The sequence below is a fragment of the Sulfurisphaera tokodaii str. 7 genome (genome assembly GCF_000011205.1).
Classification (GTDB): Archaea; Thermoproteota; Thermoprotei_A; order Sulfolobales; family Sulfolobaceae; genus Sulfurisphaera; species Sulfurisphaera tokodaii.
In genome coordinates this window covers 1,578,315-1,603,934 of record NC_003106.2, presented here as the reverse complement: position 1 = coordinate 1,603,934, position 25,620 = coordinate 1,578,315, and the positions used below count along the sequence as shown (strand labels likewise).

Annotated in this window: 28 protein-coding genes and 4 pseudogenes; 17 read left to right on the top strand and 15 right to left on the bottom strand. The window is 31.0% G+C overall.

The features are described from left to right. The first annotated feature begins 35 nt into the window (after window positions 1-35). The 4 genes from STK_RS08975 (at window position 36) to STK_RS15695 (ending at window position 3,480) form a co-directional block, all read left to right on the top strand. Window positions 36-662 carry a membrane protein gene (locus tag STK_RS08975; RefSeq protein WP_010979662.1) on the top strand — a complete coding sequence of 209 codons (627 nt, stop codon included), beginning with the start codon at window positions 36-38 and terminating at the stop codon, window positions 660-662. Window positions 663-1,075: 413 nt separating this feature from the next. Then, window positions 1,076-2,032 carry a DUF973 family protein gene (locus STK_RS08970; RefSeq protein WP_010979661.1) on the top strand — a complete coding sequence of 319 codons (957 nt, stop codon included), beginning with the start codon at window positions 1,076-1,078 and terminating at the stop codon, window positions 2,030-2,032. Between the two features lie 618 nt (window positions 2,033-2,650). Further along, window positions 2,651-3,169 (top strand): winged helix-turn-helix domain-containing protein, encoded by a 519-nt coding sequence (locus STK_RS15700; RefSeq protein ID WP_232616458.1) that lies wholly within the window; start codon window positions 2,651-2,653, stop codon window positions 3,167-3,169. Continuing rightward, window positions 3,142-3,480, top strand: a complete 339-nt coding sequence (locus STK_RS15695) for a hypothetical protein (RefSeq protein ID WP_232616562.1) — start codon at window positions 3,142-3,144, stop codon at window positions 3,478-3,480. The genes STK_RS15700 and STK_RS15695 overlap by 28 nt, the downstream gene beginning before the upstream one ends. 239 nt (window positions 3,481-3,719) lie before the next feature. Here the strand turns inward: STK_RS15695 and STK_RS08960 are convergent, their stop codons facing one another. From STK_RS08960 to STK_RS15305, 5 genes and pseudogenes are all read right to left on the bottom strand, one after another. Further along, window positions 3,720-4,502: a PD-(D/E)XK nuclease family protein gene (locus tag STK_RS08960; protein ID WP_010979658.1), complete on the bottom strand. Its 783-nt coding sequence runs from the start codon at window positions 4,500-4,502 to the stop codon at window positions 3,720-3,722. Between the two features lie 272 nt (window positions 4,503-4,774). Beyond that, window positions 4,775-5,380, bottom strand: coding sequence for a hypothetical protein (locus tag STK_RS08955; protein WP_010979657.1), 606 nt, complete (start codon window positions 5,378-5,380; stop codon window positions 4,775-4,777). Between the two features lie 81 nt (window positions 5,381-5,461). Continuing rightward, window positions 5,462-6,085, bottom strand: a complete 624-nt coding sequence (locus STK_RS08950) for a hypothetical protein (protein ID WP_052846607.1) — start codon at window positions 6,083-6,085, stop codon at window positions 5,462-5,464. A gap of 12 nt (window positions 6,086-6,097) precedes the next feature. Then, on the bottom strand, window positions 6,098-6,901 hold the full coding sequence (locus tag STK_RS08945) for a hypothetical protein (protein WP_010979655.1): 804 nt from the start codon (window positions 6,899-6,901) through the stop codon (window positions 6,098-6,100). Between the two features lie 149 nt (window positions 6,902-7,050). Then, window positions 7,051-8,030, bottom strand: a pseudogene (locus STK_RS15305) (DUF4322 domain-containing protein). A gap of 336 nt (window positions 8,031-8,366) precedes the next feature. Between STK_RS15305 and STK_RS08935 the strand changes: the two are divergent. Next, a complete protein-coding gene (locus STK_RS08935) occupies window positions 8,367-8,564 on the top strand; it encodes a hypothetical protein (protein WP_052846606.1) in 198 nt (65 codons plus the stop codon). A gap of 522 nt (window positions 8,565-9,086) precedes the next feature. Then, a pseudogene (locus STK_RS08930) lies at window positions 9,087-9,314 on the top strand (IS110 family transposase); the annotation flags it as partial. 56 nt (window positions 9,315-9,370) lie between these two features. Here the strand turns inward: STK_RS08930 and STK_RS14900 are convergent. Continuing rightward, window positions 9,371-9,520 (bottom strand): annotated as a pseudogene (locus tag STK_RS14900) (IS701 family transposase); the annotation flags it as partial. Between STK_RS14900 and STK_RS16000 the strand changes: the two are divergent. Continuing rightward, a pseudogene (locus tag STK_RS16000) lies at window positions 9,521-9,752 on the top strand (hypothetical protein); the annotation flags it as partial. Window positions 9,753-9,827: 75 nt separating this feature from the next. After that, window positions 9,828-10,958 carry a hypothetical protein gene (locus tag STK_RS08925; protein ID WP_010979653.1) on the top strand — a complete coding sequence of 377 codons (1,131 nt, stop codon included), beginning with the start codon at window positions 9,828-9,830 and terminating at the stop codon, window positions 10,956-10,958. A 266-nt stretch (window positions 10,959-11,224) separates the two neighbouring features. On the opposite strand, the gene STK_RS08920 is transcribed toward STK_RS08925, so the two are convergent. Beyond that, window positions 11,225-12,079: an amidohydrolase family protein gene (locus STK_RS08920; RefSeq protein WP_010979652.1), complete on the bottom strand. Its 855-nt coding sequence runs from the start codon at window positions 12,077-12,079 to the stop codon at window positions 11,225-11,227. A gap of 228 nt (window positions 12,080-12,307) precedes the next feature. Between STK_RS08920 and STK_RS08915 the strand changes: the two genes are divergently transcribed. The 5 genes from STK_RS08915 to STK_RS08895 all read left to right on the top strand — a co-directional run bounded on the left by STK_RS08915 (window position 12,308) and on the right by STK_RS08895 (window position 15,988). Beyond that, the gene (locus STK_RS08915) at window positions 12,308-12,751 is read left to right on the top strand and encodes a hemerythrin domain-containing protein (protein ID WP_010979651.1); all 444 of its coding nucleotides are present in this window, start codon (window positions 12,308-12,310) and stop codon (window positions 12,749-12,751) included. Between the two features lie 400 nt (window positions 12,752-13,151). Continuing rightward, on the top strand, window positions 13,152-13,499 hold the full coding sequence (locus STK_RS08910; RefSeq protein WP_052846979.1) for a DUF488 domain-containing protein: 348 nt from the start codon (window positions 13,152-13,154) through the stop codon (window positions 13,497-13,499). 13 nt (window positions 13,500-13,512) lie between these two features. Continuing rightward, window positions 13,513-14,127, top strand: a complete 615-nt coding sequence (locus STK_RS08905) for a helix-turn-helix domain-containing protein (protein WP_010979649.1) — start codon at window positions 13,513-13,515, stop codon at window positions 14,125-14,127. Window positions 14,128-14,351: 224 nt separating this feature from the next. Beyond that, window positions 14,352-15,389, top strand: coding sequence for a hypothetical protein (locus tag STK_RS08900; protein ID WP_010979648.1), 1,038 nt, complete (start codon window positions 14,352-14,354; stop codon window positions 15,387-15,389). A gap of 341 nt (window positions 15,390-15,730) precedes the next feature. Further along, window positions 15,731-15,988, top strand: coding sequence for a DUF4898 domain-containing protein (locus STK_RS08895; protein ID WP_010979647.1), 258 nt, complete (start codon window positions 15,731-15,733; stop codon window positions 15,986-15,988). A gap of 380 nt (window positions 15,989-16,368) precedes the next feature. Here STK_RS08895 and STK_RS08890 read toward each other — a convergent pair whose 3' ends face one another. Both STK_RS08890 and STK_RS08885 read right to left on the bottom strand, forming a co-directional pair. Next, a complete protein-coding gene (locus STK_RS08890) occupies window positions 16,369-17,823 on the bottom strand; it encodes a 4Fe-4S binding protein (RefSeq protein WP_010979646.1) in 1,455 nt (484 codons plus the stop codon). A 13-nt stretch (window positions 17,824-17,836) separates the two neighbouring features. After that, entirely contained in the window at window positions 17,837-18,895 is a 1,059-nt protein-coding gene (locus tag STK_RS08885) for a hypothetical protein (RefSeq protein ID WP_010979645.1), read from the bottom strand. Between the two features lie 101 nt (window positions 18,896-18,996). On the opposite strand from STK_RS08885, the gene STK_RS08880 reads away from it, so the two are divergent. Beyond that, complete coding sequence (locus STK_RS08880) at window positions 18,997-19,788, top strand: DUF929 domain-containing protein (RefSeq protein WP_010979644.1); 792 nt, start codon at window positions 18,997-18,999, stop codon at window positions 19,786-19,788. Then, complete coding sequence (locus STK_RS08875; protein WP_052846605.1) at window positions 19,785-20,153, top strand: vitamin K epoxide reductase family protein; 369 nt, start codon at window positions 19,785-19,787, stop codon at window positions 20,151-20,153. The genes STK_RS08880 and STK_RS08875 overlap by 4 nt, the downstream gene beginning before the upstream one ends. Before the next feature lie 18 nt (window positions 20,154-20,171). Here STK_RS08875 and STK_RS08870 read toward each other — a convergent pair whose 3' ends face one another. From STK_RS08870 to STK_RS08860, 3 genes are read right to left on the bottom strand one after another with little or no spacing between them, the layout of a single operon-like run. After that, on the bottom strand, window positions 20,172-20,693 hold the full coding sequence (locus STK_RS08870) for a hypothetical protein (protein ID WP_010979643.1): 522 nt from the start codon (window positions 20,691-20,693) through the stop codon (window positions 20,172-20,174). A 59-nt stretch (window positions 20,694-20,752) separates the two neighbouring features. Then, on the bottom strand, window positions 20,753-21,523 hold the full coding sequence (locus tag STK_RS08865) for a winged helix-turn-helix transcriptional regulator (RefSeq protein WP_010979642.1): 771 nt from the start codon (window positions 21,521-21,523) through the stop codon (window positions 20,753-20,755). Between the two features lie 4 nt (window positions 21,524-21,527). Then, window positions 21,528-21,731, bottom strand: coding sequence for a DUF1059 domain-containing protein (locus tag STK_RS08860; RefSeq protein ID WP_052846978.1), 204 nt, complete (start codon window positions 21,729-21,731; stop codon window positions 21,528-21,530). A gap of 86 nt (window positions 21,732-21,817) precedes the next feature. Here STK_RS08860 and STK_RS08855 point away from each other — a divergent pair, with 86 nt between their 5' ends. Continuing rightward, window positions 21,818-22,177, top strand: a complete 360-nt coding sequence (locus tag STK_RS08855) for a DUF1059 domain-containing protein (protein ID WP_010979640.1) — start codon at window positions 21,818-21,820, stop codon at window positions 22,175-22,177. Window positions 22,178-22,358: 181 nt separating this feature from the next. On the opposite strand, the gene STK_RS08850 is transcribed toward STK_RS08855, so the two are convergent. After that, the gene (locus STK_RS08850; protein ID WP_010979639.1) at window positions 22,359-23,144 is read right to left on the bottom strand and encodes an MBL fold metallo-hydrolase; all 786 of its coding nucleotides are present in this window, start codon (window positions 23,142-23,144) and stop codon (window positions 22,359-22,361) included. An 84-nt stretch (window positions 23,145-23,228) separates the two neighbouring features. Here STK_RS08850 and STK_RS08845 point away from each other — a divergent pair, with 84 nt between their 5' ends. Next, window positions 23,229-23,912: a CRISPR-associated transcriptional regulator Csa3 gene (locus tag STK_RS08845; RefSeq protein WP_010979638.1), complete on the top strand. Its 684-nt coding sequence runs from the start codon at window positions 23,229-23,231 to the stop codon at window positions 23,910-23,912. Between the two features lie 142 nt (window positions 23,913-24,054). Here the strand turns inward: STK_RS08845 and STK_RS08840 are convergent, their stop codons facing one another. Both STK_RS08840 and STK_RS08835 read right to left on the bottom strand, forming a co-directional pair. Further along, on the bottom strand, window positions 24,055-24,768 hold the full coding sequence (locus STK_RS08840) for an ABC transporter permease (RefSeq protein WP_010979637.1): 714 nt from the start codon (window positions 24,766-24,768) through the stop codon (window positions 24,055-24,057). Beyond that, entirely contained in the window at window positions 24,758-25,582 is an 825-nt protein-coding gene (locus tag STK_RS08835; RefSeq protein WP_010979636.1) for an ABC transporter ATP-binding protein, read from the bottom strand. Before STK_RS08835 ends, STK_RS08840 begins: the two co-directional genes overlap by 11 nt. Window positions 25,583-25,620 lie beyond the last annotated feature (38 nt).

The following is a 25,620-nucleotide window of genomic DNA, read 5'->3' as shown; positions in this document are numbered from 1 at the left end:
TAATTTTTTATAACTACAACCCCCCTTTTAATCTCATGGACCTAGGAGTATTCTTTGCCTCTTTAGGAATTTCTTTACTTGAGTTATCAGAAGCAGGAGCTGTAGCAGCAATCTATCATAATATTTTAAAGAACAATTTACCATTTATTTACGCTATAGCTGGAGTGTTAATTGTTTTAATACCAACATTTACGTTAGGAAAATACATTTATCTAGTACCTATTAACTATTTTCTTTTAGTTGCAGCAATAATACTGTTTTACTTCGGTTATAGATTAATTAGAAGTGCAAGAAGATATTTTAAGAAACAATTTAAGAGAAAAGAAGAAGAAAAAGAAGAAGGCATAGGAGTAGTATTTACCGTATCTGCAGTCGAAGGGTTAGAAGCTGCGTTAGTAATTTTAGCATTAATTCCTCAAAGCTACTTTTCAGCCTTATTAGGAACAATAATTTCTGGCATTCTTGTAGTTATTCTTACAGCATTGTTAAAAGCACAAATAGCTAAAATTAGACTGCCACACTTAAAGTTTGTTCTTTCAGCACTTCTTTTCAGTTTAGGGAGTATGTGGCTACTAGAAATTTTTACTGATATTACGGAGGCATTTCTAGCTATTTTCTTCGTTATTTATTTAGGTATAAATTATCTTATTATAAAAAGTTAAATAACCGCATCAGATCGGCTTTAACTTGAATTTTGTATTTTAATAAATATCTATAGTTTACTAACTTTACTTAATACGATATTATCATTATTTTTAATAAATCTTTCACAAATTTTAATAGCATGATATATATTCCTCATTAACATATAAATAATTGACTTCATGAAGCAAAAATATTAAGCTGATATTTTTAGTATCAGAAAGAAATTTATAGGCTAATAAAAATATTATATCTGTGTTATTGTGAAATAAAATAATTTTTTGACTAATATTTATTATCAGATTATAGGAAAAGCATGAATAATTAATAGATTTAAGCTTAGTAACAATAAGTTTCTTTCTAGTTAAGAGATTTATTAAAAAGAAAATTGGCCAAGGATAAAATTTTTATCATTCTATATGAATTTTATAGTATGGCTCAACAGAATATTGAGATTTTAGGACTAGAAAAGCTTAGAGATGGAGCATTATATTATATTATTGTCTCATTCTTAGGAATAATATTAGGAATACTGACCTTAGGAGTTTCTTTCTCTATAACTGGAATTACCTCCTCTATTACTACAGTTCTCATAATGGGTTTGATCTCTTCATTAATTACATTACCATTAGTTATATTGTCCTTTTATCGAACGAAAGAAGGCTTTAGTATATTAGTATCTACCGGAAAAGATTTAGGAAACGGAATAACCGGGACAATATTAATATTAATTGGAATTGTAATTGGATCTATAGGAACTTTAGTAACTGTTATTTTTATCTTACCTTTACTATCTAAACAACCACTTCCCTCTATTTTACCATCGCTTGTAGGGGGAGTAATAGTTCTATTTATAGGTGGAATAATTGGCCTTATAGGTTACATCTTGCTAGCTTTAGCATATAGAAGAGCTGGAGAAATTTACTTAAACGATGACCTGAAGAATGCTGGTTTACTTATGATAATTGGATCTGTAATTGGCCTTATAGTATCGGTTGTAGGTTATATTCTAATCCTAATAAGTTTCATTCTAGTTTATACTGGTCTAGGTAACCTATTAAAAAGATTATCTCAAACAACCTCCCAGCTTGCACAACTACAATTACCGAGTGGACCCATTTCGCAAGTGGGTATAGGAACTCTTAGAAGTAATGGAATTGCTTTAGTTACAATCAATTCACAATATTCAGTGCAGATAATAAGTGCACTACTGTTAGGAACAAATTACACAACATCAGATATCTCACCAAACACGTTAAATATAGGATTTAACACGATCACAATAAACTTCAGAACTGCTTTAACTCTCGTCACTGGAAATATTTATTATATACAGCTTACATTATCTAACGGACAAACCCTGAACGTGGCAGTAATATATCAACCATAATAGAGTTTAATGGATTACTAAATGTAGCTAACATGCTTACAAAGATTAGTAACTGCATTTATACTAGTTCATAATCTAAAGTACAATAGTATCTCTAAGTTCGTATAAGACTTAAGGAAAGTGCCTTGCCCTATAATTTGACAGAATATAAAATCTATTTTATTAATACAATGATCAGGAGTACGTTACTTGGCATAAGTATGTTTTCTGAGAACTTTAGAAGATATACTAAAATAACTAAAAAACTTAGAATAGGAAAAAGGTTAAAATTGATGAAAGCCAATACTAAGTGTTATAGTTAATAACTAAGTAAAAAACATACGGCATATCATTCGCAAAATTGTACTTAAAGAGTTTTGTACTCATATCTACTTTATATTGAAATTTTCTATTTACACAGATAAAATACTTTTCTTTATACATTCTGGAATACTTCTCTGAAAATTAATGTTAATACGATGAAGACAAAATATTACAAAAGTGCAAGAAAGTCAGATCCTTTTCAAAACTAAGATATAATTAGAGCCCAATATTAATATTGAATTTTATGTTATGAAAATGTTTTGAAAAATCTTGTCAGATGGAAAATATTTAAGAACCATTTTACTCAAAATGCTCATGGAAGACAATTTTACGAGAATTGTAAAAGATAAGACAAGAAGAGAAATATTAATTTATCTTTATAATAAAAACAAAGCTACCTATTCAGATATATTACATGATCTAAATTTATCTACTGGAAAACTAAATTATCATCTCAAAATTCTCCAACCATTAATAACAAAAGAAGGAGAGTATTATATGCTTAATGAAAAGGGAAGACAATTAGTGGAAATAATGCTTAGCCCGGGAAATGATAAAAAGGAATCCGAATATACCAAATATCTACCTCAATTTCTAGCAGTTGCATCATTAATTTTTCTATTCATAGCCGGTGGGCTTTTATCTCACATTCATGCATTTTACATTATTTATTCCATTTCAATAATATTATTGCTTTCCTCAGTGTTTTTTCTTTACACTTTAGAAGTGAAGGGCTTAGAGAATGCAATGATATTCTTAGCAATATTATTCCCTTACGCGTTTTACCTAAATGGGCATATATTTTCTTGTATTCAGTTTTACCAGCTTACCTGATCATAACATCATCTGTTAGTATTAACTATTATATTTATGAATTAATACCTACATTAATATATTATTTTGGAATATTACCTAAATTTATAAACTATAATGAAAAACTCATGATTACTTTGTGGACTATTATATTGGGAATTGATGCATTATCAAGCTTTTCATACTATTATCTAATAGATTTAACACCGCTATTACTAGGCCTATCTACCCTAATTAATAGAGAGTCAACAGAAAATTATAAGATACTTTTCCTACTTACGCTGGTAGTGATTATAGGAGGTGTCGTGTTCAAAATTATCATTGGGGCATAATATACTAAGTTAAAACTGTCCTCTTCAATAAATGCAGTCTTTCGAATTTAAGCTTGAAGAGAATATAACTGAAAAGGAAGAACTTCTATATGATTTCCATTTATAAATTTTGTTTTAGAGTAATTTACGTGATTTAATAGATATTAAAACCTTGAAAACGCAATATTAGTCCTATAAATATTATATTAAAACTAAATTATCATAATTTCTTTCTTAGTCATTTCCACCTCATAACAAGCTTAAGGATAAATTACTTCTATTCCCATATCTTTAGCCATCGCCTTAACTCTCTCAGGATATCTATCGTGAACAAAGGGTGTTATAACGTAAACTAAAGTTATCTTAACATTTTTAACTTTCTCATATAATTCCTTCTTTCTTTTTATTATTGGCAAATCTCCTCTTTTTAATGAGGAAGTTATCTCAATCAATATAACATTACCATCTTTTACTATAATATCATACTCAATATCAGAAGGTTCTTCATAAACATACCCCTCCTTGTCATAGAGAATTTCCCTTGAAACCTTCCAGCCAGTACTACTTAGAATCTCTCTAATGCCTTGCCTAAAAGAGTCTTCGTTCATAATCCCCCATCTAGCACCAAGACCAGTAATGATAGTTTCTAGTCTCTTTATATCATCCTTTGTGGCCATCGTCTTTTTAATCTCCTCCAATTCTTGCTTAGTAGCCATATTTTGCTTTATTTCTTCTAACTCTTGTTTTGTGGCCATATTTTTAAGGTCTTCCTTCGTAACAATTGTCTTCTTTATTTCTTCTAACTCTTGTTTTGTAACTATCGTCTTTTTAATCTCCTCCAATTCTTGCTTAGTAGCCATATTTTGCTTGATGTCCTCAATTTCTCTACTCAATTTTTCAATATCTTGCTTAGTAGCCAAATTCTGCCAAGGAGTCAACTTAGCCAATACTTGGTAGATTATTTCTGGTCTAGCAGTTAGTACATCTATCAATATAGATGGATTATTGAGCAATACTTTTTTAATTTCTTCCTCTAAACTCACACAATTAAATTAATCTTATGAGAATTTAAATCTACCTTAAATATATTCATATTATATAGAGTATAACTAGAGTTTAGCTTTCATCGCAACTAGTAATCATTTTATTTTTTCTTTATATAAACTCTCTTCGATTAATATATAAATAACCATAGTATTCAAAGGCAAATGAAGATATTTTATGGTTTAAGAAAAATTAACTATCACATATTTACCACACTTATTATCTAAAAATAAAATACTTAACTATCGATGTTACATAGAGAATATTAATGCTAAAAAGTCGTCGGCCCCACATAAAACTCCATCTTTAATACTGTCGAGTTTAATGCTAAAAATTCAACGTATAGCCACGTATAATCAATTATATGAATCATTGAAGTCACCTCTATAGAATAATTTAAGATAATTGTTGCACTATCGTATTCTACATCGTTTACAAACGCAGGATATATGACTTTTATTAATAAGTTTAAGTACTTATAACCTTTAGAAATATATACTGAATCATTTAAAATAGTAATATTTACTATAGGCTTAAGGTAAAATATCCTAGTAATCTCCGAACCATTATTTACCGGTGCAAAGACTAGAAAACTGTCCCCTATTTTTATTTTAGTTAGGTTAATGTAAACATACGAGGCTACAAGCGTTTTATTTCCTAAATTCGTAAATGTAGTACCGGAACCTATTATAAAACTATAATTTCCTATAACGGGATCTTGTTTATATGTAGGAGTAGAAACTGACGTAAATACATATAGCGGATTATTAGAATTATGGTTAACAAAGTACACATCATATATATTATAGGCAGTTACTCCTCCTAATATTAAAGCTACTGCAATTAATATAACCGAAATAGTCTTCCACGAATTCACGTTTTCTCACCATAAATTATTAATGCCTATGGATTGGGATCCATAAAAGAAATTTAAACCTAAACAAATAAAAAATGACTTTTAAGATACCGTATTTGGAGCCACATAAAATTCTAGCCTTATTACGGAAGAATTATATGCATGGAATCCCACTAATAATAAAGTATTGCCATATATTGTAGATAAAGCTGTACTTTCTGGAGGATTAGCATCTAGTATCGTAGTTATACCTCCTTCTCCCATACTATTTAATGCTGTTATATTCACTTTTATACTGAAATTAAGATATTCTGACCCGTCCATACTAAATATAGTATTTTTAACTATTGTAACGTTTAGTATAGGATTATTGAAGAATTGTACTGGGACATTACTACCAACGTTAATAGATGGATAAACCATGAATGATTCACCTACTTTTGCTTTGCTTAGATTAATATCTACATATGCAATAATTAGAGTATAATTCGCTAAGTTTTTGGTTAGTATTCCACTATTAATTACAAATGGATAATTACCAATTAACGGAGTCGATCTATATTCTGGAGAAGAAACTGCCATAACTAGTTTACTACCTAACTTTGCACTATTACCAGATGATAAATTGGTTACAGTTATATATCTATGTTGACTAATAAATAATACTAAACCTTCTAGCACTATTATCCCAATCAAAATAATAGATATTAATTTCCACTTATTCAAATAGATCACCTCTTAAGGGGAAATTACAATTGTCCATCCTGCACCAACTTGTGAAATAGACCATGGGAAGCAGTCATCCCAAAAGTGCCCCAGTGTAAATACTGTAAAGTTTAACTGATATTCTGGATATAACCCATTGCTTGTAGGAGTATATATTAACGTAACTGTTGGCCATGTCCATTCGGCTTGAGCATAGGGATTTGCATTAGGATCATTGATAGCCCATTTCCATTCTTCTACATAATTAGGATTAGCAGCTGGTGGTCGATAAGTTTCTCCTTCAACACGATAGACGTAAAAAGTCTCAGAAACTCCAGCTGTAACTGTGCCAGACACCGAATAACCAGCTATTGGGGTCACAGTAATAGTCAGTGAAAATGACGCTTGCTGTGTTTGTGTTGCATACAAACCATATTGCCAACAATTAATAGGAGATACGTTATAGATGTATGTATTAGGAGGACTGTTAGTTATATTAATATACTGAATCATTGTGGGACCATTGCTATCTCCCAATCCTCCATCATTTTCATACCAACATCCAGATGCTACAACTTGACCTTGATTAACTACGAATACAGGTAGTATTGTTATGCCGTTTACTGTTGTTGTACCATTAGCAAAATATACACTTACTTGGTCTGCAGTACTTGTCTGATTACCGTTAGCAGTCGTATAAGCCCATTGAGTAGAAATTACAAGCCTAAGATTTTGGGTTGAAGTTGAGGCGGAATAGCCATTAGTCTCTTTACTTACTAGAAATATCATCGGTAATATTAGTGCTAGCAATATGATAATTCTTAAGAGTTTTCTCATTCTCTCCCCCTTCTTATGATTATTTATATTTCTGGTATATATAAGTTTAACGCTCTTTTTTTTAAAAAAAAAACAAGTGCTATAGTATCTTTATTCTTCTTAATGAATACATATTATAATAAACGGCATTTCCTTAGACCCCAATTTCATCATCTCGAAAATAATTTAATAGAGTTAAAAATTGGATAAAATAGTTTAACTAAATATTCTTGCAAAGTAATATTATCTTGTAATAACAAGATAATTAGTAGTAAGCGGAAGTCTTCTTTGCTTGTTGTCCCCTTGAGGAGCATAGTGTGTAGATTAGTATTGCTAGGACGAAGATGAATAATCTGAATAACCAATTCCTTGACGAGGTAAAGATTAGGAATGATTTGATTATCTTGTATGATGTCTCTATTGGTGTCCTAACCTTATTATACTACTTTATCACAATACTCCTATTCACGTCTAGGTTTGTCCCCTTTGCCAAGTATTTCTTTTCCCTACCATGATGTACTATTAGCCAGAATGTTGCCTTCTTACCACTTGATTTTACTGTGTATTCTCCGTCAAAATTACGATGTTTTCCAACCTTCTCCACGGGTACTGCTATAATGTAATTAAATCTTGACAAGTAGTTGATCACATCTACTGAGTAAAACCCAGCATCTAGTACTACTAGTTCTATTTCAAGGCCTAATGCCAAGATATGTTCCATCAAGTTCTTTACTATCTCTACTCTTGTCATTCCTTTTTCCTACGCGTGTGAATGCTAGTATTAGTATTTTTCCCTTTACTCTTGTTGTTGCGTAATTCCATGCATAACCATATTCTGATCCGCTTAATCCTTCTACTGGTTTTCCCTTGTATGTCCAATCTATTGAGATTCTTACACTTTTCTCCCACCCAATTCCTTGATTGAGATTGTTTTGATCAAGTTTAGCATTTGTTCTATGTGGTTGTTCTTACACGTAGTTTCTCGCTGTTTGTGGTGATATTCCTTTGCCTTGTTTTCTACTGAATCCCTACTAAGTGCTGCTGTTATAAGTGTTTTCTTTACTTCTTCAGCCTTGAAGTTTATGAGAGAAAATAATTTTTCCTTGATTTGTGCAAGTATTTTTGGGTGGATGGAGTCTGGTATTATCAAGTGTTATTCCCCCTAATGTAATACCATTCCATCCACCTTAACTTTTCCTCTAATTACAAAATTTTGTAATTAGAGGAAATTATTCTTTGAAATTATTTTTGTAAAATGAATTTGGAGTCTAAGGATTTATCTGAAAATTCTAGTACTAAACACTTTTTAAAAGATAACAACTTAAAATATAAAATTTCTTCTTAAAAACGGTAAGAATTATATTATTCATCTGAAATTAGAAATAAATAGCCACATAATTTTTTATAAGAATTATAGTTTTCATAGATTTTTAAACCTAGTCCTTAGACTTCATTCATTTTACAAAAATAATTTCAAATAAAGCGGATGGAGCGGATCACCCTGGAGAACAAGGTTGATAATACCAGACTCTATCCACCCAAAAACACTTGCACAAATCAAGGAAAAATTATTTTCTCTCATAAACTTCAAGGAGAGAAAGGTAGAAGAAAAACAGCAGCACTTAATAGAGACTCAGTAGAAAACAAGAAAAAAGAGTTTTTGGAATATCACCATAAACCGTAAGGAACTACGTCAATATGAGAGTCTCTTTTTTCGTGTAAAGAACAAAATGAATTAAATTCGAAAAAGATATAATAAAAGTTAATTTTTTGAGAAAAGTTTGTATATTAGAGGGTGGACCTTAACATATGAAGGGGAATAACGGGAACAAAAGGACGAACTCTTTTTGCACTCAGGACACTCTCCTCCTACGGGGAATCCACGCAATTCAACCGAACTACTAAAATCAAGTATCACGAGAGTAAAATAAATAAGCAAGTAAGGAGAAAAACAACATAAGCCCAAGGACACTATGGGGATAACACCCCTTGTGAGAGGCTGGCTGTGAAGCCCCTAGAACGATCTAACAAGTGGGGACTAAGCCCCGTGTAGGAGAGAGTAACAAATTACTCTAGGGGCTGAACATAGTTAACACTATGTAAGGAAATCACGGTATTGCAATCACAAGATTTATATATAGGATTCATGTTTAACACCCACAGATTCTCGGTTCCCACAAGAATGTTAGAGGCGAAGCATGTGGGGCCTCTTGAACCATTTAACGAGTTTTACGAGAGGCTCATTGCTAGGGGCAAGAGTGTAAAGCAGGTTACATATGCACTTGCGGGGAAGCTTGCTTGCATAGCATATCACGTTTTAAAGGATGGTGTTTACAAGGGCATACTCAAGAAGCGTCTTAGAGTACCCAAGGGTGAGGAAGTTGATGTCAAGGATTTCGATGTGGGAGACGCACTGAACTCGTTATCCCCGTAGGTTTGTTAGAGGCGGTAGCATATAGTGCCTATATTCGTGATAGCAGTTATTCTACTTTAACGTAACTTAAAAGTTTTCATCAAACCTATAGCACCCCCTAAACGAATTTCAACGAACCGGAGAAACTCCTCTACACTCCTCAAGTTAAGGGAGCTGACCAAATCTCTAACCGTGTTAACAACCATCACTAAGATAAGTAGGTAACTAGGGTTGTTTCTTTTAAGACTTGGTGGTATTCTGAGGTTGTTTCGCATGGTTCTCCTAAGGATAAGACTAAGGCGTTGAGGTTGGGTTTCAATGTAATCTTAGTTAATCCTAGGGGTTACTACTAGTTCTGATGAACATGAGAGGTTAATGAGGTTGAGGGGTTTTGATAGGCATATGGCTTCAGCTTATTTGATAGCTTTAAGGGGATTAGAATTGATTAAAAGTAATTAAAAGTTACGTAAATATGTTAGAGACTGTTGTACTTTAAACTATAATGTATATATGTTAGTAAAAAAGTGATTAAGTGTGGTTATAAAGTTCTATTCCTATGAATTTAAACTATTCATAGCTGGAATATTATCATTCCTTATAATACATTTTTCAAATATTTTCTATGTTATTCTGCCAAAAATTCCTAATCTTTCTGTGATTTTTAATCAACTTCTAGATATTTTGGTAAATCTGATAGTTTACTCTACAATAGTGTCCTTTATAACTTATAAGTTATTTGAAGGTAATGAGACTGGGAAGTATTATATTATCTGGTTTTGGTCATTATTTATTAATTACTACTTTTTTCACATCACGTTAAACTTTCCATTTAAACTAGGAATTTTCACGGGTTCAGTATTAGCCTTGTTTTTTGCAATTCCACCATCATTAATTATGTCAGCAATTAGATACAAAAAAGGTGAAGTTAAGGATTCATTACCTACTCATCAGCTATGGATGGGTACTGTGATGTTTGTTGCTCTAATTTTACTTTCAATTTATACCGGGATAAAAATAACGTTCTTTCTTTATGGTGCATTAGTCGGATTACTGCTTTCATTTTTAGCTATAGGCACAAGTAGAACGTTAATTAACCTTTCTTTAGTTCCAATGTTCATTATTGCGATAGAGTATACGGGAAACACAATATATCACGTAACCTTACTAACAATTCTACTTATATTTGGTATATCTTTTCTAGTATTTTGGACTTCCATGAAACCGGCTGTTATAATAAATCAAATAACAGGTGAGATTACTCCTATAGGCGTGGTCAGCTCAAGATATTTTGCTTTAGCCTTACCCGTTATTGTTACAGTTATATGGTATTTTGTTCATTTGATTTTTGTGCACGTAACGTATAGTGAATATATATCGCCTTTAACACTAAACACTTTTCCCTTAATCTTTATGCCTACAGTAATTTTTAGTACATTAGCTGATTATTTAAGAGGAAGGGAGTTAAATAAAATTGTAAGACAGTATACAGGCCAAGAAACATCTGGAATAATTGGAGGGGTTGGCCTAGCCGATGGTCTTTGGTTAGACCTGGTTGGAGTTATGATATATTACTTAACTATTATACGTTTCGGCTTTCTTGATGGTAGCTTATTTTATCTAATATTCATATCTCCTATAATTGTTATACTAACAAGATTCACTTAATCTGAGTGCATAAGGAAAATTAGAGTAAATCTGTTTTATTGAATCATGATAGGTTATATAGATGAGGATTAAGTATTGCATATTTGGCACCTATCATAAATCTAAGTTTATAGTTCCTAGAAGCTTTCAGTTAATATTTATTGAAAAGTAGAACATTTACAAGAGAAAAGCTTAATATTCTAAAAACTTATTATAAGGTTCGTAAAATTACAATTATAGACCAAGATAAAATAATTTGTGATTTAATCCTTTAATTTCCATAGAAATTACATCAATTCGGATAAAGGCTTATACATTGATCTAGGGTTATTGCTTGCAATATCTAACTTAGCTTTCTCACTAATATTTAGTGAAAGAAATTCTCTTAAATTTTCACTAATACTCTTTACCCCAGGACCACCATAGTCACTACCGTAAATAGTTTTATAACTTATTTCTTCTAGTCTAGCTAAATATTCTAATAATTTCTTAGGTGGTATTGAAGAGATTTCTGCGTATATGTTCTTTCTTATCCTAACTAATTGGAACGCTGTAGGAACATAATTTGGCCTACCCATATGAGCCATAACAATTTTCAATTTCGGAAAATCCACAGCAACGTCATCCACATTTATAGGGTCAGAATATTTATTCCTAGCTTTTAGGAACATACTTGTCCCAGTATGGATAATAACTGGCAATTCGTGGTCTTGTGCAAATTCATATAATAATTCAAGTTGTTTCAATCCCCCTTCTTCTTCTCTATATGCGTTTGGCTTTACGTGGGAATGAACAGGGTGAAGTTTAAAACCAGATACTCCGGCTTCATATTGTTTTTCTAACCATTCCTTTGCCTCCTGTAAAGTAAGCCTATTAGGTTCTATTCCTCCAATAATGGAAAATCTATTTGCATATTCCTTTACAACTTTTATCATGTTGATAGGGAAATCTTCTTTTGTATTCCATACCTCCCTACTAGGATAAGCTATTATTACTATATAATCAATATTTGCATTGTCCATTTCCTTTAAAATATCTGTAAGATTTGGAGGCGTGAAGCTGTAGCCAGAGTTGTTATCGAAGAAATCATTAGGTAAAGCCTCCTTAAACCACACATGCGTATGTGCATCTATATAGCCCATAAAAATATTGTGAACTTATAGTTTAAAAGATAATTTGATTGATTTCATAAAATTAGATAAGAAAAATTCTCGTCTTGGCAATAGTTTAATTGATCATTTTGGAATACGAAAGAAAAAAAGTAAAAGGATTTCTTGCATATAAAGGAGCAAAATGTGTTGAGCTTCTTATCTTAAAATCTGACCAAAATATTTATTACCTAATACTCTCAGTTTTGTAAAGTTCTTATTATGATAATAGATCCAATTTCTCTATTGAAATTTGAGCATTCAATTCTTAGAGTCCGCTTTCAAATGATCAAGGAATGCTTAAATATAGAGTTAGGATGGAAGATGCTAGAAAATACTCATTATTTTATTGTCAATTGGCATGCAAAAATTGAGGATAAATACGTATTTCCAGTTCTTGAAAAGATGGGGATTAATGTTAAGCCCCTCTCTAATGATCACTTACTCATAGAAAAATATGGGAACTCTGTATTAAAGGAGAGAAGAAAGGATTGGGCTGAAAGATACATTCGCATAGTTATTGATCACAATCTTAATGAAGAAAAAATATTTCCTAAAGAAATAGAACGTGATATATTAAAGGATATTATAACTGATATGAGAAACTTTTCAGGATACTTTGAGTTTACTGGGTTAAGTGAATATGATCTATATTATTCTGACTAAATTTCCAAGATTAATTTTTAAGATAAGTTAAAATTCTCTCGAATTAGATTGTTTAAATCATTTCTCAGTTAGGATAATAAAGAAAATATTACTATAATAAAATTTTATCATTACTGAATTTACGGTAACAAAGGTGCCTATGGCGAAATTAGAAGTAGTTAAAAGTAAGGATAAGTTACGCCACGGGTAAACACTATGAGGTAAATCAGCTCTTTCTCATATTAATTTTTATTCTTCTCTTAGCTAATTATAGTTGAACGATGAATTGCCACTAGGATCTGAAGGGTGATGAAGCTGGGCTGGTTTAACATTGCTATTAATCATTCATACCCGGAACAATTACCTAATCTATTAGGGCTGTAATTTTAAAGTGTTTTTAGATAAAAAGGAAATGAGAGATATGTTAAAAATAAAGAGAATTTATGATCCAGTAGAAAAAGATGACGGGATTAGGATATTGGTTGATAGATTATGGCCTAGAGGTGTTAGGAAAGATAAGGTAGATGTATGGCTTAAAGATATAGCGCCTAGCGATGAATTAAGAACATGGTTTAATCATGATCCTAATAAGTGGGAAGAGTTTAAAAAGAAATATTTTGAAGAACTTAGTAAGAATCCTAAACTGGATATTTTATTACAGTTGATTAAAAAAGGGGAAAATGTGACTCTACTTTATACATCTAAATCACCATATAATAATGCTGTAGCATTAAAGGAATTTCTAGATAAGATATTTAAAGCGAGTTGACGAGTTATAGTATATGCCTAAATCACCGTTTGAAGTTACTCTATTGATAGAGGATCATCCTTGTGAGGTAATGAAGCTTATATCTACTATGGGCCTAAAAGCAAGCGTAGAGAATGTTAAACTAGGAGATAATGTAACTGATCATATAGTATTATTCGATAACAAAGTTAAAAATGAAGATGTGTTAAAACTTAAATCGGGTAATAGTAAGGTATTAAGGCTCTCAGATAACAGAATATGGGTTAGAACAAATGGTTGTTCTGTATGTAAAGTGCTTTATACCTCTGACGTTGTTGTAGAAAAGATAAAAGTTGTTAAAGAGAGAACTTTACTTTATACTCTCTTAATTCCTAATACTTCCTCATTAAAGGAGTTTTTATCAAAGCTAACAAGTCAAGGAGTTAAGGTTACTGTAATAAGTACAAACGAGATAACTGGTAACGAGTTGACTGAGAGACAGATGGAAATATTAAAATTGGCTTATAGATTAGGGTACTTTGATGATGATAGAGGCATAACTTTAACCGAATTGGCTAATAGATTGAACGTTTCTGCACCAACTCTGGAAGAAATATTACGGAGAGCTTTAAGAAAAGTAGTTAAATACTATCTTGATAAAGTAGGATAAAGGATTTAATTAGAGTAACTCTAATTTCACTGATAATTAAAAGTGTACAAAAGATAGTTCAAATGAAATTTTATGAGTTCAAATAATATTACAAATATTATTTGACTATAATTACTTGTGACCGTAACAAGTGTCACAAAGACTGACAAAATGAACGACAAGCTCACCTCACCCCTAATCTTTTAGGTATATTATATTAAACTCACATAAACAAATCGAAACATATGAAGTTACCACTATTACTTATGATTTCAGGAATAACACTTCTACTATTTGGGGGTATACCAGCAGTTTTCGAATTTATGAATATGCAAGGATTCTTTATAGATCCGACAAGTAGTTTATTTCCAGCACACTGGTTTATAATGATATATGGTTTCTTTGGTTCACTAATTGGAAATGAAATATTCGTAGCGTTAAGCATAGAATGGAGTGGAAAAACTGCAGATAATCGGCTGATAGCGTCTTATCTAGTATTTACAATTCTCGGTATAATCTCATTTTTCTATAACCAACAGTTGGGATTTATTTTTATTCTTATTGCGATGAATATTTTACTTTACTACTCGCAAGAATATCTTGGAAAATCAAGAATAGGAATAAACCCGACTGTTTATAACTGGTTACTTTTCTATTCTTTAATGATAACAATTGTTATAATCTCAGTTCAAATTGGGTTAGGATATGCAATACCTTATTTGAATCTAATATTTCCAACAAGTATGATATTTGCAGTCATGACTAGGGATATAGGATTAGTAACTAGAATTAAAATATCCAGTTCAAGAAATTGGGAAAACATATTGGCCTTCATTTTATTGGTCGTAGGGATGGGATTTAGAGAAAGTGTGTTAATGCTCTTTGCTTGGTTTTTATCATTTCACGCTTCAGGACTTTACAGACCAAAGGGAAGAAGATATCCAATATTACATTTAACTACTGCATGGATTTATTTACTGATTGGTTCTATTTTCATTTCTAACTATGATGTATTCATTCACTCAATTGCAGTTGGTTTCCTTTTCAATACAGTCTTTGGAGTAGATGTTGTCTTAATGGATCTATTTGTTAATGCTTTTCAAAAGAGGGTTTCTGTAAAGCCCTCATATATTCCATTTTTCTTACTTAATATAGGACTAATCATGAGACTGCTATACGACTTTGGCTTTACCACACCAATTTTTATATTGGCCTCACCATTACAAGGAATAGGAATTTTATCGTTCTTTATCCTTACCTTAAGACAAGTTTTGATTAAATGAATATATAATGCCTTTCATAGGAAATGCATAGGATAAATGATATTTATCGATACAAAATATATCTTGTGGCCTCGATTGTCTCGCCCAATTTTAACATCTTAAGGTAAAACTAGTCTTTTGCAATTATTATGAAAAAACTATAAATTCATAATCTATTAATTTACCTAGATAGTAAATTTTTTAATTATATTATAATTTACTAATACGATAATAAGAGTAGCCAAAAAAAGTAATGACTTTGGAAATATCGTAGATTTATTTATAAAGGAAAATAAACCCTGTTAAAAGAAATTTAAGCAAAGTTTATAAAGATGTAATTAGTTGATTATAAAGGTGTCAGCATGGTTGAATTAGTAGATATTAATAATGTAGAGTCTCTCATGAAATTTTTTAATTTCTCTAAAAAGCTTATAATTCCTATTAAAATTATTTCGGATAAAGAGAAGTTCTTTAATTATATTCTTCCTAGGCAGGGAGCGTTTTGTATTATAAGACCAAAGGATTACGAAATAGAGAGTGTAATTAAAAAAATAAGAGAAAATCCATTTTATATATTTATTTCTGAAGAACTCAAAGATGAGTTAATATTACTATACTAAGAAAAAATATTTAGCTATTTAAATCATAACCTACGTTTCAATTACCATATGGACATTTATACTTCTATTTATTCAATTACTATTAAATATTTATTTTTATTCACCTATTAATACACTAATCAGAAGCTGAAAATAACCTGAGTTATGAGGAATCTATTATGTGAAATTAATACTTTTTTATAAAGTCAGACTTTAATGGAAAAATATTCTTATTAAGGTTTTATACGAATTTAGAAAGATTACTTTACTTTAAGTTACTAGTAAGTATAGTTTCTATGAAAACTAAAATGTTTCAATAATTATGAGAAGAAAATCAAAGAATAAAAAATTATTTTACCATTATATCTTTGAATATATTTCAGCATATTTAGCATATAATACTAATGTAATTCAACAGAATCTTTAATTATCCCCTTCTTATTTAACTTTGATCTAATCCAAGATCTAAAATCATAAAACATTATGTTATTATAAGGGCAAGCTTCTATACAATCTCCTACACCTATACATTTGAATGATTTGAATTCTCCTTTCTTTATGAAAGATGCCCTCATATCTGTTAAACCTACTGGACAAGCATTCGCACAATCTACTGTTTTACAATTTAAACATTGTTTAGGATCTTTTATTTTAAGCTTGAAAAATCCTAAATATCCAAATAATTGATTAAATGAGCCCCAAGCACAAATCCCGTTGTTTACGCAAGCATAATTCCCCAGAAATGGCATTAACATGAATTGGATATACCAAATTACGTTAAAATACAAGCTTGCATAAAATACTGTAGGATCATTGCCTAAAATTGAAAAAGTTATAATACCCTCATAATCTAAGTACGAGAGAACGGCAAATACCAATAAAGAAGACCACGTTAAAATCATTACCCATTTATACCATGAGCTTAACCTAGAGGTTAAAGTCTTTCTTCCGATTTTTGAAGATCTGTTATACTTTTTCATAGAGTCAAGGAATGTTCCTTGTAACATATATGGTGCCGTACATGTCACAGAACATATTTGCCTTGAACCAAACATAAATGATAATACTGCGGTAACTACAAAAGTACCTATTATACCGTCAAATAAGTATGAAGGCTCCACAGGCCCATAAGTCCCAAGACCATTAAACCACATGTAAGGAATATATTGAACTTCATTCGAAATTGGTGAAAATGATGGCAGATAAATACTGTAAAATGCGTAAGCAAACATCATTAGCAGATATCTTATCTTATTTTCCAATTTATTATATTCAATAACCCTAAATATTCCAAGTATTCCTAACCAAATTCCCATGCTTATCATAAACCACGAACTTGCAGTAACTGAGGCAAAGGCAGATAATGCGTCTAACAATATAAAGGAAGAGCCGAATTGACCAAACAGAGAGATAGTTGTTGTTACTAGATCTAAGAATCCGCTCGCAAACCAAACTAATACAAAGGCTGAAAGCAAAAGAAGAAAAGCTACTTTTGAGTTTTCTAAATAACTAATCTTTATCCTAATTTCCCTTCTAAGCCTAAAAATACATAGTGAAACTGGAATTAGGTAAGATAAAAAGATTAAGTTTGTTAAATTATATAATTCTTTGAAGAATAACATAGCATATATAAATGATAGGATCGCAAGAATTTCAATAACCATATAAGGTTTGTTCGTGGACATAAGTCTCTGTAAATAAAGCCCTTGAAAGAGTAATCCTACAAATATTAAAGTGAATATTACTGAAGGTATTGGAAAGAATATAGTAATAGGAACTATAATTAAAGCTAAAATATATGATTTATTTAAAATTTTTGATGGAAAAGAAAAAATTAACTTATTTATCTTATTCATAACTTATCACTTCCTAAATAGGATATGGATATATATCTGGATCGCTAAAGAATAATACCATGTTAGAGTTTGTAGCACTAAATAATTGTGATGGTGATGTTATTCCGGGTACAACAACATCTAAGCCAGGTTTACCTAAAGCTAACCAAATTGGATTATTTGCATTTGCAGTTGCAACAGCACTATCATAAGTCTGCATTGCTTGTTCTAATGCACTAATACTATTTAAGCAGTATTGTGTAGGATCAGTTTGGTTTGATGGAACTATTTGTTGGCATTGACCAGTTATTGGATTAGGGAATATATTGGGGTTAAAGACTAAGACTACTACAATATACCATGGTATAGAAGTATTAGTTGTAAATGTTACTAAATGATCGTGTGCTGGAGTTGGTAATACTCCTTCTGGTAATCCAAAAACACCATTCTTTATTCCTAAATATTGCTCAACTATAGTAAAGGCTGGAGAATATATTAAACTCATGTGGTCTGGACATGCTGTAGGAGTAAGAGCAGCACCACATTGAGTATAAATTGTATAGTTTTCTCCGTTATACTTAAATACTGGGAATCCTTGAGGTGTTGCACCTAAGCTTTGTACTCCAAATATTGATAAACCAGCAAATGCTGGCACTAGTACAAATACTGGTGCGGCACCCTTTGGAAATGCTGATATATTACCAGCCCCTACTTCACAACCCATAGCTACTTTACTTTGATTTACAGCATTAGGGAAGAAAACCGTTGCATTAGGAGTACACATAAACTGTGCAGTATATAAGAATGTTATTACTTGTCCATCATAGAAAGCACCACTAGCATTTACAGTTATAGGCCTTACCACAGTAGTAGTTTGTGTAGTAGTCTGGGTAACAGTTTGTGTAGAAGTCTGGGTGACTGTTGAAGTAGTAGTACTAGTCTGAGTAACTGTGAGACTACTTATTGAAGTAGTAGTAACTGTAGATGGTTTTTTAGTAGCATATAGTGCGAACCCAATAGCTGCTATTATTATTAATACTATTACTACTCCTGCAAAAACTATATTAGATACAGCTCTCTTCTCTTTTTTCATTTTTTCAAATCACTAATAAAAAAGATCTTTCAACTATCTATAAACATGTGTTTAAAATTTTCTAACGTAAACTAATATAAGATGTTATATCCCGTAAATTTATGACAAGACGAAATTTAAGATACATAATTTTAGCTATTTTAATAATAATTGTTATTATAGGAGTAGAGATTTTCTCGTCAACAAAAATTACAACAACTTCCACAATAGGAAAAACCATACCTAATAATTTGTATAATCAGTTAATAGAGTTAAGTAATCAAGGATATAATATTACTGCATTACCTACGTACTACTTTAAAGTATCTCCTCTCAATTTCTCTTCAAACGGTAAACCGGCAGTCATCTTTGTAGGTGCAGAATGGTGTCCTTACTGTGCAGCTGAAAGATGGGCATTGATAATAGCTCTTCTTAGATTTGGTAATTTTTCCGGCTTAGAATACATGCTTTCAAGCTCTACTGATGTCTATCCTAATACTCCCACTTTCACTTTTGTTAATGCCACTTATTCAAGTCCTTACATAACATTTTATGGAATTGAGTACCAAGATAGAGATTACCAACCACTTGAAAAAGTTCCTAATCAAGTATATTATGTTTGGAGTAATTACGCAAACTTATCAATTCCATTTATTGTAATAGGATATTATTATAAAGTTGGAACTAGTATTGATCCAGGCTTACTATCTAATCATAACTGGACTTACGTAATAGAGCAACTTCATAATCCTAATAGTCAAATTTATAAAGAAATTTATGCAGAAGCTAATCTAATAACAGAAATGATATGTAAGGTGGATGGAGGAAAACCTTACTCTGTATGTTCACATTTTATACAAAATGATTACATTCCTAACATATACATAGGTGAGGAACTACGCATAGAAAAATAGGGCTAGGGCTTTCTATAGTAGGTATTGCTGATTCTTTATATCTATATTTACATCTATTGTTAGAAAAAATCCCAACATATTGTAATGTGTCTGCTATAATAGATTGCCATAAAGTTGAGTTAAGCGTGTATTCGCATTTTCTAGGAATACCTGACTCTTTACTAGGGTTAATATACTTTTCAATTATGACAATACTTTGGCTTATCGGAATAGAAGAAATACTCAGATATTTATGGATTGTAGGTGCTATATTCTCTATGTATCTAATCTATACAGAGATATTAATAGGAAGTTTATGTATTTATTGTACTCTAGCACACTTATGTTGCCTTATTCAAGGAATAATATTATTCAAAAATAATTAAGATCAAAAATAAGTCTAGTTATAACGATTTAATGTTACTTACCAAATTTTCGGCAAGAATTTCTGGCGTAACAATGCTTTGTAATGCTTTAATAACTTCACTTGGCATAATCCTACCTAAAATTCCTATGTTTACAGCCATAGACGATAATATATAAACTTCAGTTTGATCTTCTGTTAATCTCTTTAGTCTAAATGATATTTCATATACTAACTTATCTGAATTAAACTTATATTCTAGCATGTCAAAATCTAGTTTTGGTCCTTCTAAATTGCCTATTATAGCCCTCTTTAATATAGTTCCAGTTTTAATTCTCTTGAAAGGTAAATATAATATAGCCCTCTTCTGATCTATTGGAATTATTAAATTACTTATTCCGAAAATTAATTTAGGATTCTTTACTATATTGAAAACCTCATCCCTATTTAACAAAACTTTAGTACTGGTTGAGTAGTTAATCCTATGCCAATACCTACTCCTAATATGTTTTTTAAATTCTTTCTCTTTCTCAAATTTTTCTCCACAGCACTCGTAAACCATAGTGCCATGTTTCTAAGTTGAATATAAATAATTTCATTAAAATTGTTCTAACGAAAAGCTCATTTAAAAATATAATCATAAATTATCATGACGTCAGCGTCTTTATCCACATCCCTAGCGGCGCTTATATATTTTCTTGCTCTCTCCATATTATCAGCATAACATACTGTAATACCAGCATAACCATCGGTAAATTGCCAAATTTTACAGTCTTGTAAAACCACTGAAATATCTTCTATTTTCTGAGAAAACATAGAGAATATTACAATATCAGTTTTACCAAGTTCTATTTCTGGTACAACAAGGATTAAACCTCTATGCCTTAAATATCTTATATGTTTTTCCACTAGTTTACTGCTAACTCCCAGCTTATCAGCTATATCAACTGGCTGAATTCTTGGATCTTTTTTCAACTCTTCTACGATTTTAATATCTAAGTTCGATGGTTTAAAAAGAGATTGAAGTGGGAAATAAGAAAGTACTGGATCACCCAATTCTTTAGCCATATAACTTAGTCTGTCCTTAAGTTCTATGTTATCCTTTGCCTGAACTCCATACACGTTTAACCATTCAAGGCACTTTAACTTAAACGAAATAAATTCTCCATCTATGTCATTATAATTTTTGAATGCAATATAAATCTGTATTTTTCCATAAAAATTAGGATTTACATACAGCTTAAATCCTTTTAATATTCCATCATCCATTAATTTCTTAAAACGATAATTTAGACTTGCCGGAGTAAGACCTAGAAGTGAAGCTATTTGCCTTTGTGATATTCTACCATCTCTCAAAAAATAAAAAAGAATTCTCTTGTCTATTAAATCCATGTTTTCACACTTTCTTTATATTTTGTTTAATTTTATTTATTACGTCTTGTGGAATTTCACTTAATCCATGGGCTTTTTTAGCATGAATCTTTAAAATTTCCATAAGCTCATCTTCTGTAGAAGCGTTCTTTATCTCAAATCCGCAGCTCATACCTATGCTAGAACATTGAAACTCAAACTTCTTTTTCCTTCCAAATCCAAATACCATATCAAACATTTTGATAAGATAGTTTTAAGGATTAATTAGAAACATTTTAACGCTTTTTTATATAACCCGTAAAGAAAAGAAGAAATATGCCTAAATATTCGTTTAGTTGTGGAAGTGTAGGAATGAACTGCGGATTCGAAATAAAGAACGCTAGTAGTGAAGATGAGCTATTAGAAATGCTAAAAATTCATGCCAAGTCTAGCCATGGAATAACCTCAATACCATCTGAATTACTTGCAAAAATAAAGCAAAATATAAAGAAATCAGGAAAGTACTCGTTTAGTTGTGCAAGCGTGGGAATGAACTGCGGATTCGAAATAGTTAATGCAGATTCTGAAGAAGAATTGTTAGATGAATTAATGGTTCATGCTAAAATGTCTCATAATTTATCTTCAATACCCCCAGATACTCTAAACAAAATTAAACAAAATATTAAAGTAATGTAATTAAGATATTTTTTATTTTTTAATATTTTAATATTTAGAAATATGTATTTATTTTCACAAAAATAGGTTAGAGAAGGAAAGCTTTACTATTTATTTTAAGATAACTGAAGATGAGAACTCTTTCAATCTATCCATGAACAGTTTTTAGTATAATTAATCTACAAATTTCCACTTAATAATATTAAATAGATTTCTTACTTTCTCTTAATCCTCTTAAGTTAACTTCTATCTGTTTTCTCAATATTTCTCCAGCTACTCCTCCAATATCAACATTTATCTGTATTTCTTCTTTACTTAGCATTTGTTTTAAATGTTCTTCCATTATTTTAGGAGAAACTAAACCGCCATGGGCAAATCCTACAACTTTTGGCTTTAACTCTATTTGCCTCTTTAAACTTTCCATGTACATTTTATAGTCTATTACTGGCGGTGTTGTTGGGATAACGACTCCATTAAAATAAGCTCCAGCACTATCTCCAGTAAACAGAAAATCATCTACAAGAACCGACATATGATGTCTCGCGTGACCTGGTGTATAAATTAATCTCATCCTATATCCGCCTAAGTCAAATTCCTCATTACCCTCTACTTCTATCACTTTATCTTGATCAAGCTTCTTTTCTAACCCACCATAAACATAATAAAGATCTCCTAAAACTTTTTCAGCAGATTCATTTAATTTCTTAAGGCCATCCTCACTGGTTAAATATTTCTTAAAACCGCTTTTTACCAGAACCTTTGCTTTATAAACTTGCAAAAGCTCTGGCAATAAACCAATATGGTCTATATGAAGATGAGTAAGAACAATATAGTCAAGTTTATCTAAGAATGAAAAGTCCGCTATAGAGTTACTAACTCCAGCATCAATCATGACTGTTAATTTTTCGCCACACATTACATAAACAGTGGCAATTTCTGGGAATTCAACTGGTCCTGCAGGAATAGAATGTAAACCTCTGCAAGGCATAGTGTTATACTATTTCGCAACCTATTTAAAACTAATCTTTGACGTTATAGTCAAACTTTAATTTATGTTCTACTCTGATTACATATGGAAGAGAAGGTAACGCTTGTCTTTGGTGTAGGTTTTACAGCAGAATACATAATTAGAGCTATAACTGAAAGGGGGATTAAAGATGTATTAGATGTAGCTATTTTCTCTGTAACTTCAGAAGAAGAATTTAGGAAAAGACAAGCACAAGAGACTATGGATTCAATTCTTAAATACTTATCAGCTATTGGGATAAGTGGACATCCTAAATATATCTCAATTAAAGAACCCTTTGATTTCATTGTTTATCAGATCTCTGATCTTTTATGGACTAGAAATAATTTAGAATTTTATATAATTGGCGGTATGAGAATACTTAACTTAGCACTCTATTTTTATGCTATATTAGCGAAGACTTTAGGAAAAAGAGTGAAAGCATATTCTTATACAGAGGACATGAGTTATAAATATGAGTTACCAGTAATGATTCCAGCTAAACCTTCAGATGCTGAATACGAAATCTTAGAGTATTTGGGGTCAAAATACGGAGAAGTATATATGAATGATATAGCAAAAATTTTGAATAAATCTTTACCTACTATTTCTAAGCAAATAGATTTTCTTGAAAATCAGGGATATGTAGAATGTAAAGAGACTAAACCTAAGCCATGTAAAATTACTGATTTAGGGAAGGTGTGTTTACAAACGCTAAGAGGATTAAAAAGTAGGATGAATGAGTTGTAATATTCATAAGTTTCTGCTTTATCTAAAGCACTACTCTAGATTCCATTAAGCCAAAGAGAAAAGATAAAATTATGAATTATATACACATGTAATTATAGTAAATAATGCTCCTTGTAGATTCTTTGTAAAGTATATAATGTGTTTACGTTGATTTTAGTATTCTAGTGTTTATTATCATTAATGCGATGCCGTAAATTAGACATCCTAAATTCCACAATAAAGATACTGGATTCCCTACGAATGAATTGTAAATAGCTTCCGACATGTATGTTGTTGGTTCTAAGTAAGTTAGGTATCTAAATGGGGCTGGTATAAAAGTAATTGGATAATAAACTGGGGCAAAAAAGGTTAATGCAAATCCTAAAATTTGAGAATACTGAACAACCGCGTAATAATTCTTAATCCCTAAACCTAAAGTTATTCCTAACATAGAAAAGGTGAAAATTCCGATTATAACGCTTAACAATAGGTAAATTACAGATTTTAACACAATATGCAAAATATAATCCCCTAAGATAACTATTACCGGAATCATAATTAGTGTTGAAATACCTTGAGCTATCGCAATGCTTATTGCATACAATTCCCTCGATATACCTGAAGCAACGATGAGAGAAAATCTTCCCTCTCTTCTCTCACTAGATAAAGTTTGAGTAGTGCTAACAAACACGCCAATTGATATATAAAAAGTTATTGTACCAGAGATGAAATAAACTAGATATTTTGAGAAAGTAATTAAGCCAAAAGAGAACATAAAGGCTAATGGGAAAAATATTGAGTAAAAAATTACAGCTGGTAAATATGCCTTAATCATCTTAAATTGCATAATTATTAAATGAATGAATTCACGTAACATCCTTTATTACCTCCAAATAAATCTCCTCTAACGAAGGTAGCTTAACTTCGAACTTTCCTTGAATACTCATAATGACTTTCTTCAACTCTTCTTCTCCTTTCACTCTCAAAATTTTTCCAGATGAATAATCTATAACTTCATACCACGTAGAGAATTTCTCTTTTAGACTAGAAGGAGTTCCTTCAAGTATCACTTTCCTATTGATAAGATAAATCCTATCTGCAAGTCTCTCAGCTTCATCTAAGTAATGAGTTGTAAGTAACATACTTCTTCCCTCTTTCTTAAGGCTAATTAGTAAATCCCATACCTCTCTTCTGGCTTCTGGATCTAAACCAGTTGTTGGCTCATCCAAAATTAAAAGCTTAGGATTATTAACTAGAGCCATTGCAATTAACGTCCTTCTCTTTAAACCACCAGATAGATCTCTTACAAATTTTTTCTTTTCGTCTATAAGATCCAGTCTTTCTATCAATTCTTCAGTATTTTTTATAGCTTGAATCCTGCTTAACCCTTTTATCCTTCCTATGTAATATATGTTATCCCAAACCGTTAAATCACCAAAAGGTTCAGTATCCTGTGGTACAACACCCATTAACTTCTTCACTTTTCTATCAGTAGCTTTTTTACTAAATACTTTTATCTCACCCTTATCTGGAATTAACTCACCATATATTTGTTTTACTAAAGTTGTTTTCCCTGCACCATTAGGACCTAAAAGGGAAACAATTTCCCCCTCATTTATATACATTGAAATATTCTCATTAGCAATGAGCTTTCCATAAAATTTCCAAACATTTCTCACCTCAACGATCATAAATATTAAGACGAGAGGAAAAATAAAAAACTATTATA

What these genes read in the sequence shown, in the direction of transcription:
- STK_RS08975 (WP_010979662.1), top strand. Translation starts at nt 36, where the DNA reads ATGGACCTAGGAGTATTCTTTGCCTCTTTAGGAATTTCTTTACTTGAG.
- STK_RS08970 (WP_010979661.1), top strand. Translation starts at nt 1,076, where the DNA reads ATGGCTCAACAGAATATTGAGATTTTAGGACTAGAAAAGCTTAGAGAT.
- STK_RS15700 (WP_232616458.1), top strand. Translation starts at nt 2,651, where the DNA reads ATGGAAGACAATTTTACGAGAATTGTAAAAGATAAGACAAGAAGAGAA.
- STK_RS08945 (WP_010979655.1), bottom strand. Translation starts at nt 6,901, where the DNA reads ATGAGAAAACTCTTAAGAATTATCATATTGCTAGCACTAATATTACCG.
- STK_RS08935 (WP_052846606.1), top strand. Translation starts at nt 8,367, where the DNA reads ATGGAGCGGATCACCCTGGAGAACAAGGTTGATAATACCAGACTCTAT.
- STK_RS08920 (WP_010979652.1), bottom strand. Translation starts at nt 12,079, where the DNA reads ATGGGCTATATAGATGCACATACGCATGTGTGGTTTAAGGAGGCTTTA.
- STK_RS08915 (WP_010979651.1), top strand. Translation starts at nt 12,308, where the DNA reads ATGATAATAGATCCAATTTCTCTATTGAAATTTGAGCATTCAATTCTT.
- STK_RS08910 (WP_052846979.1), top strand. Translation starts at nt 13,152, where the DNA reads ATGTTAAAAATAAAGAGAATTTATGATCCAGTAGAAAAAGATGACGGG.
- STK_RS08905 (WP_010979649.1), top strand. Translation starts at nt 13,513, where the DNA reads ATGCCTAAATCACCGTTTGAAGTTACTCTATTGATAGAGGATCATCCT.
- STK_RS08900 (WP_010979648.1), top strand. Translation starts at nt 14,352, where the DNA reads ATGAAGTTACCACTATTACTTATGATTTCAGGAATAACACTTCTACTA.
- STK_RS08895 (WP_010979647.1), top strand. Translation starts at nt 15,731, where the DNA reads ATGGTTGAATTAGTAGATATTAATAATGTAGAGTCTCTCATGAAATTT.
- STK_RS08890 (WP_010979646.1), bottom strand. Translation starts at nt 17,823, where the DNA reads ATGAATAAGATAAATAAGTTAATTTTTTCTTTTCCATCAAAAATTTTA.
- STK_RS08885 (WP_010979645.1), bottom strand. Translation starts at nt 18,895, where the DNA reads ATGAAAAAAGAGAAGAGAGCTGTATCTAATATAGTTTTTGCAGGAGTA.
- STK_RS08880 (WP_010979644.1), top strand. Translation starts at nt 18,997, where the DNA reads ATGACAAGACGAAATTTAAGATACATAATTTTAGCTATTTTAATAATA.
- STK_RS08870 (WP_010979643.1), bottom strand. Translation starts at nt 20,693, where the DNA reads ATGGTTTACGAGTGCTGTGGAGAAAAATTTGAGAAAGAGAAAGAATTT.
- STK_RS08865 (WP_010979642.1), bottom strand. Translation starts at nt 21,523, where the DNA reads ATGGATTTAATAGACAAGAGAATTCTTTTTTATTTTTTGAGAGATGGT.
- STK_RS08860 (WP_052846978.1), bottom strand. Translation starts at nt 21,731, where the DNA reads ATGGTATTTGGATTTGGAAGGAAAAAGAAGTTTGAGTTTCAATGTTCT.
- STK_RS08855 (WP_010979640.1), top strand. Translation starts at nt 21,818, where the DNA reads ATGCCTAAATATTCGTTTAGTTGTGGAAGTGTAGGAATGAACTGCGGA.
- STK_RS08850 (WP_010979639.1), bottom strand. Translation starts at nt 23,144, where the DNA reads ATGCCTTGCAGAGGTTTACATTCTATTCCTGCAGGACCAGTTGAATTC.
- STK_RS08845 (WP_010979638.1), top strand. Translation starts at nt 23,229, where the DNA reads ATGGAAGAGAAGGTAACGCTTGTCTTTGGTGTAGGTTTTACAGCAGAA.
- STK_RS08840 (WP_010979637.1), bottom strand. Translation starts at nt 24,768, where the DNA reads ATGTTACGTGAATTCATTCATTTAATAATTATGCAATTTAAGATGATT.
- STK_RS08835 (WP_010979636.1), bottom strand. Translation starts at nt 25,582, where the DNA reads ATGATCGTTGAGGTGAGAAATGTTTGGAAATTTTATGGAAAGCTCATT.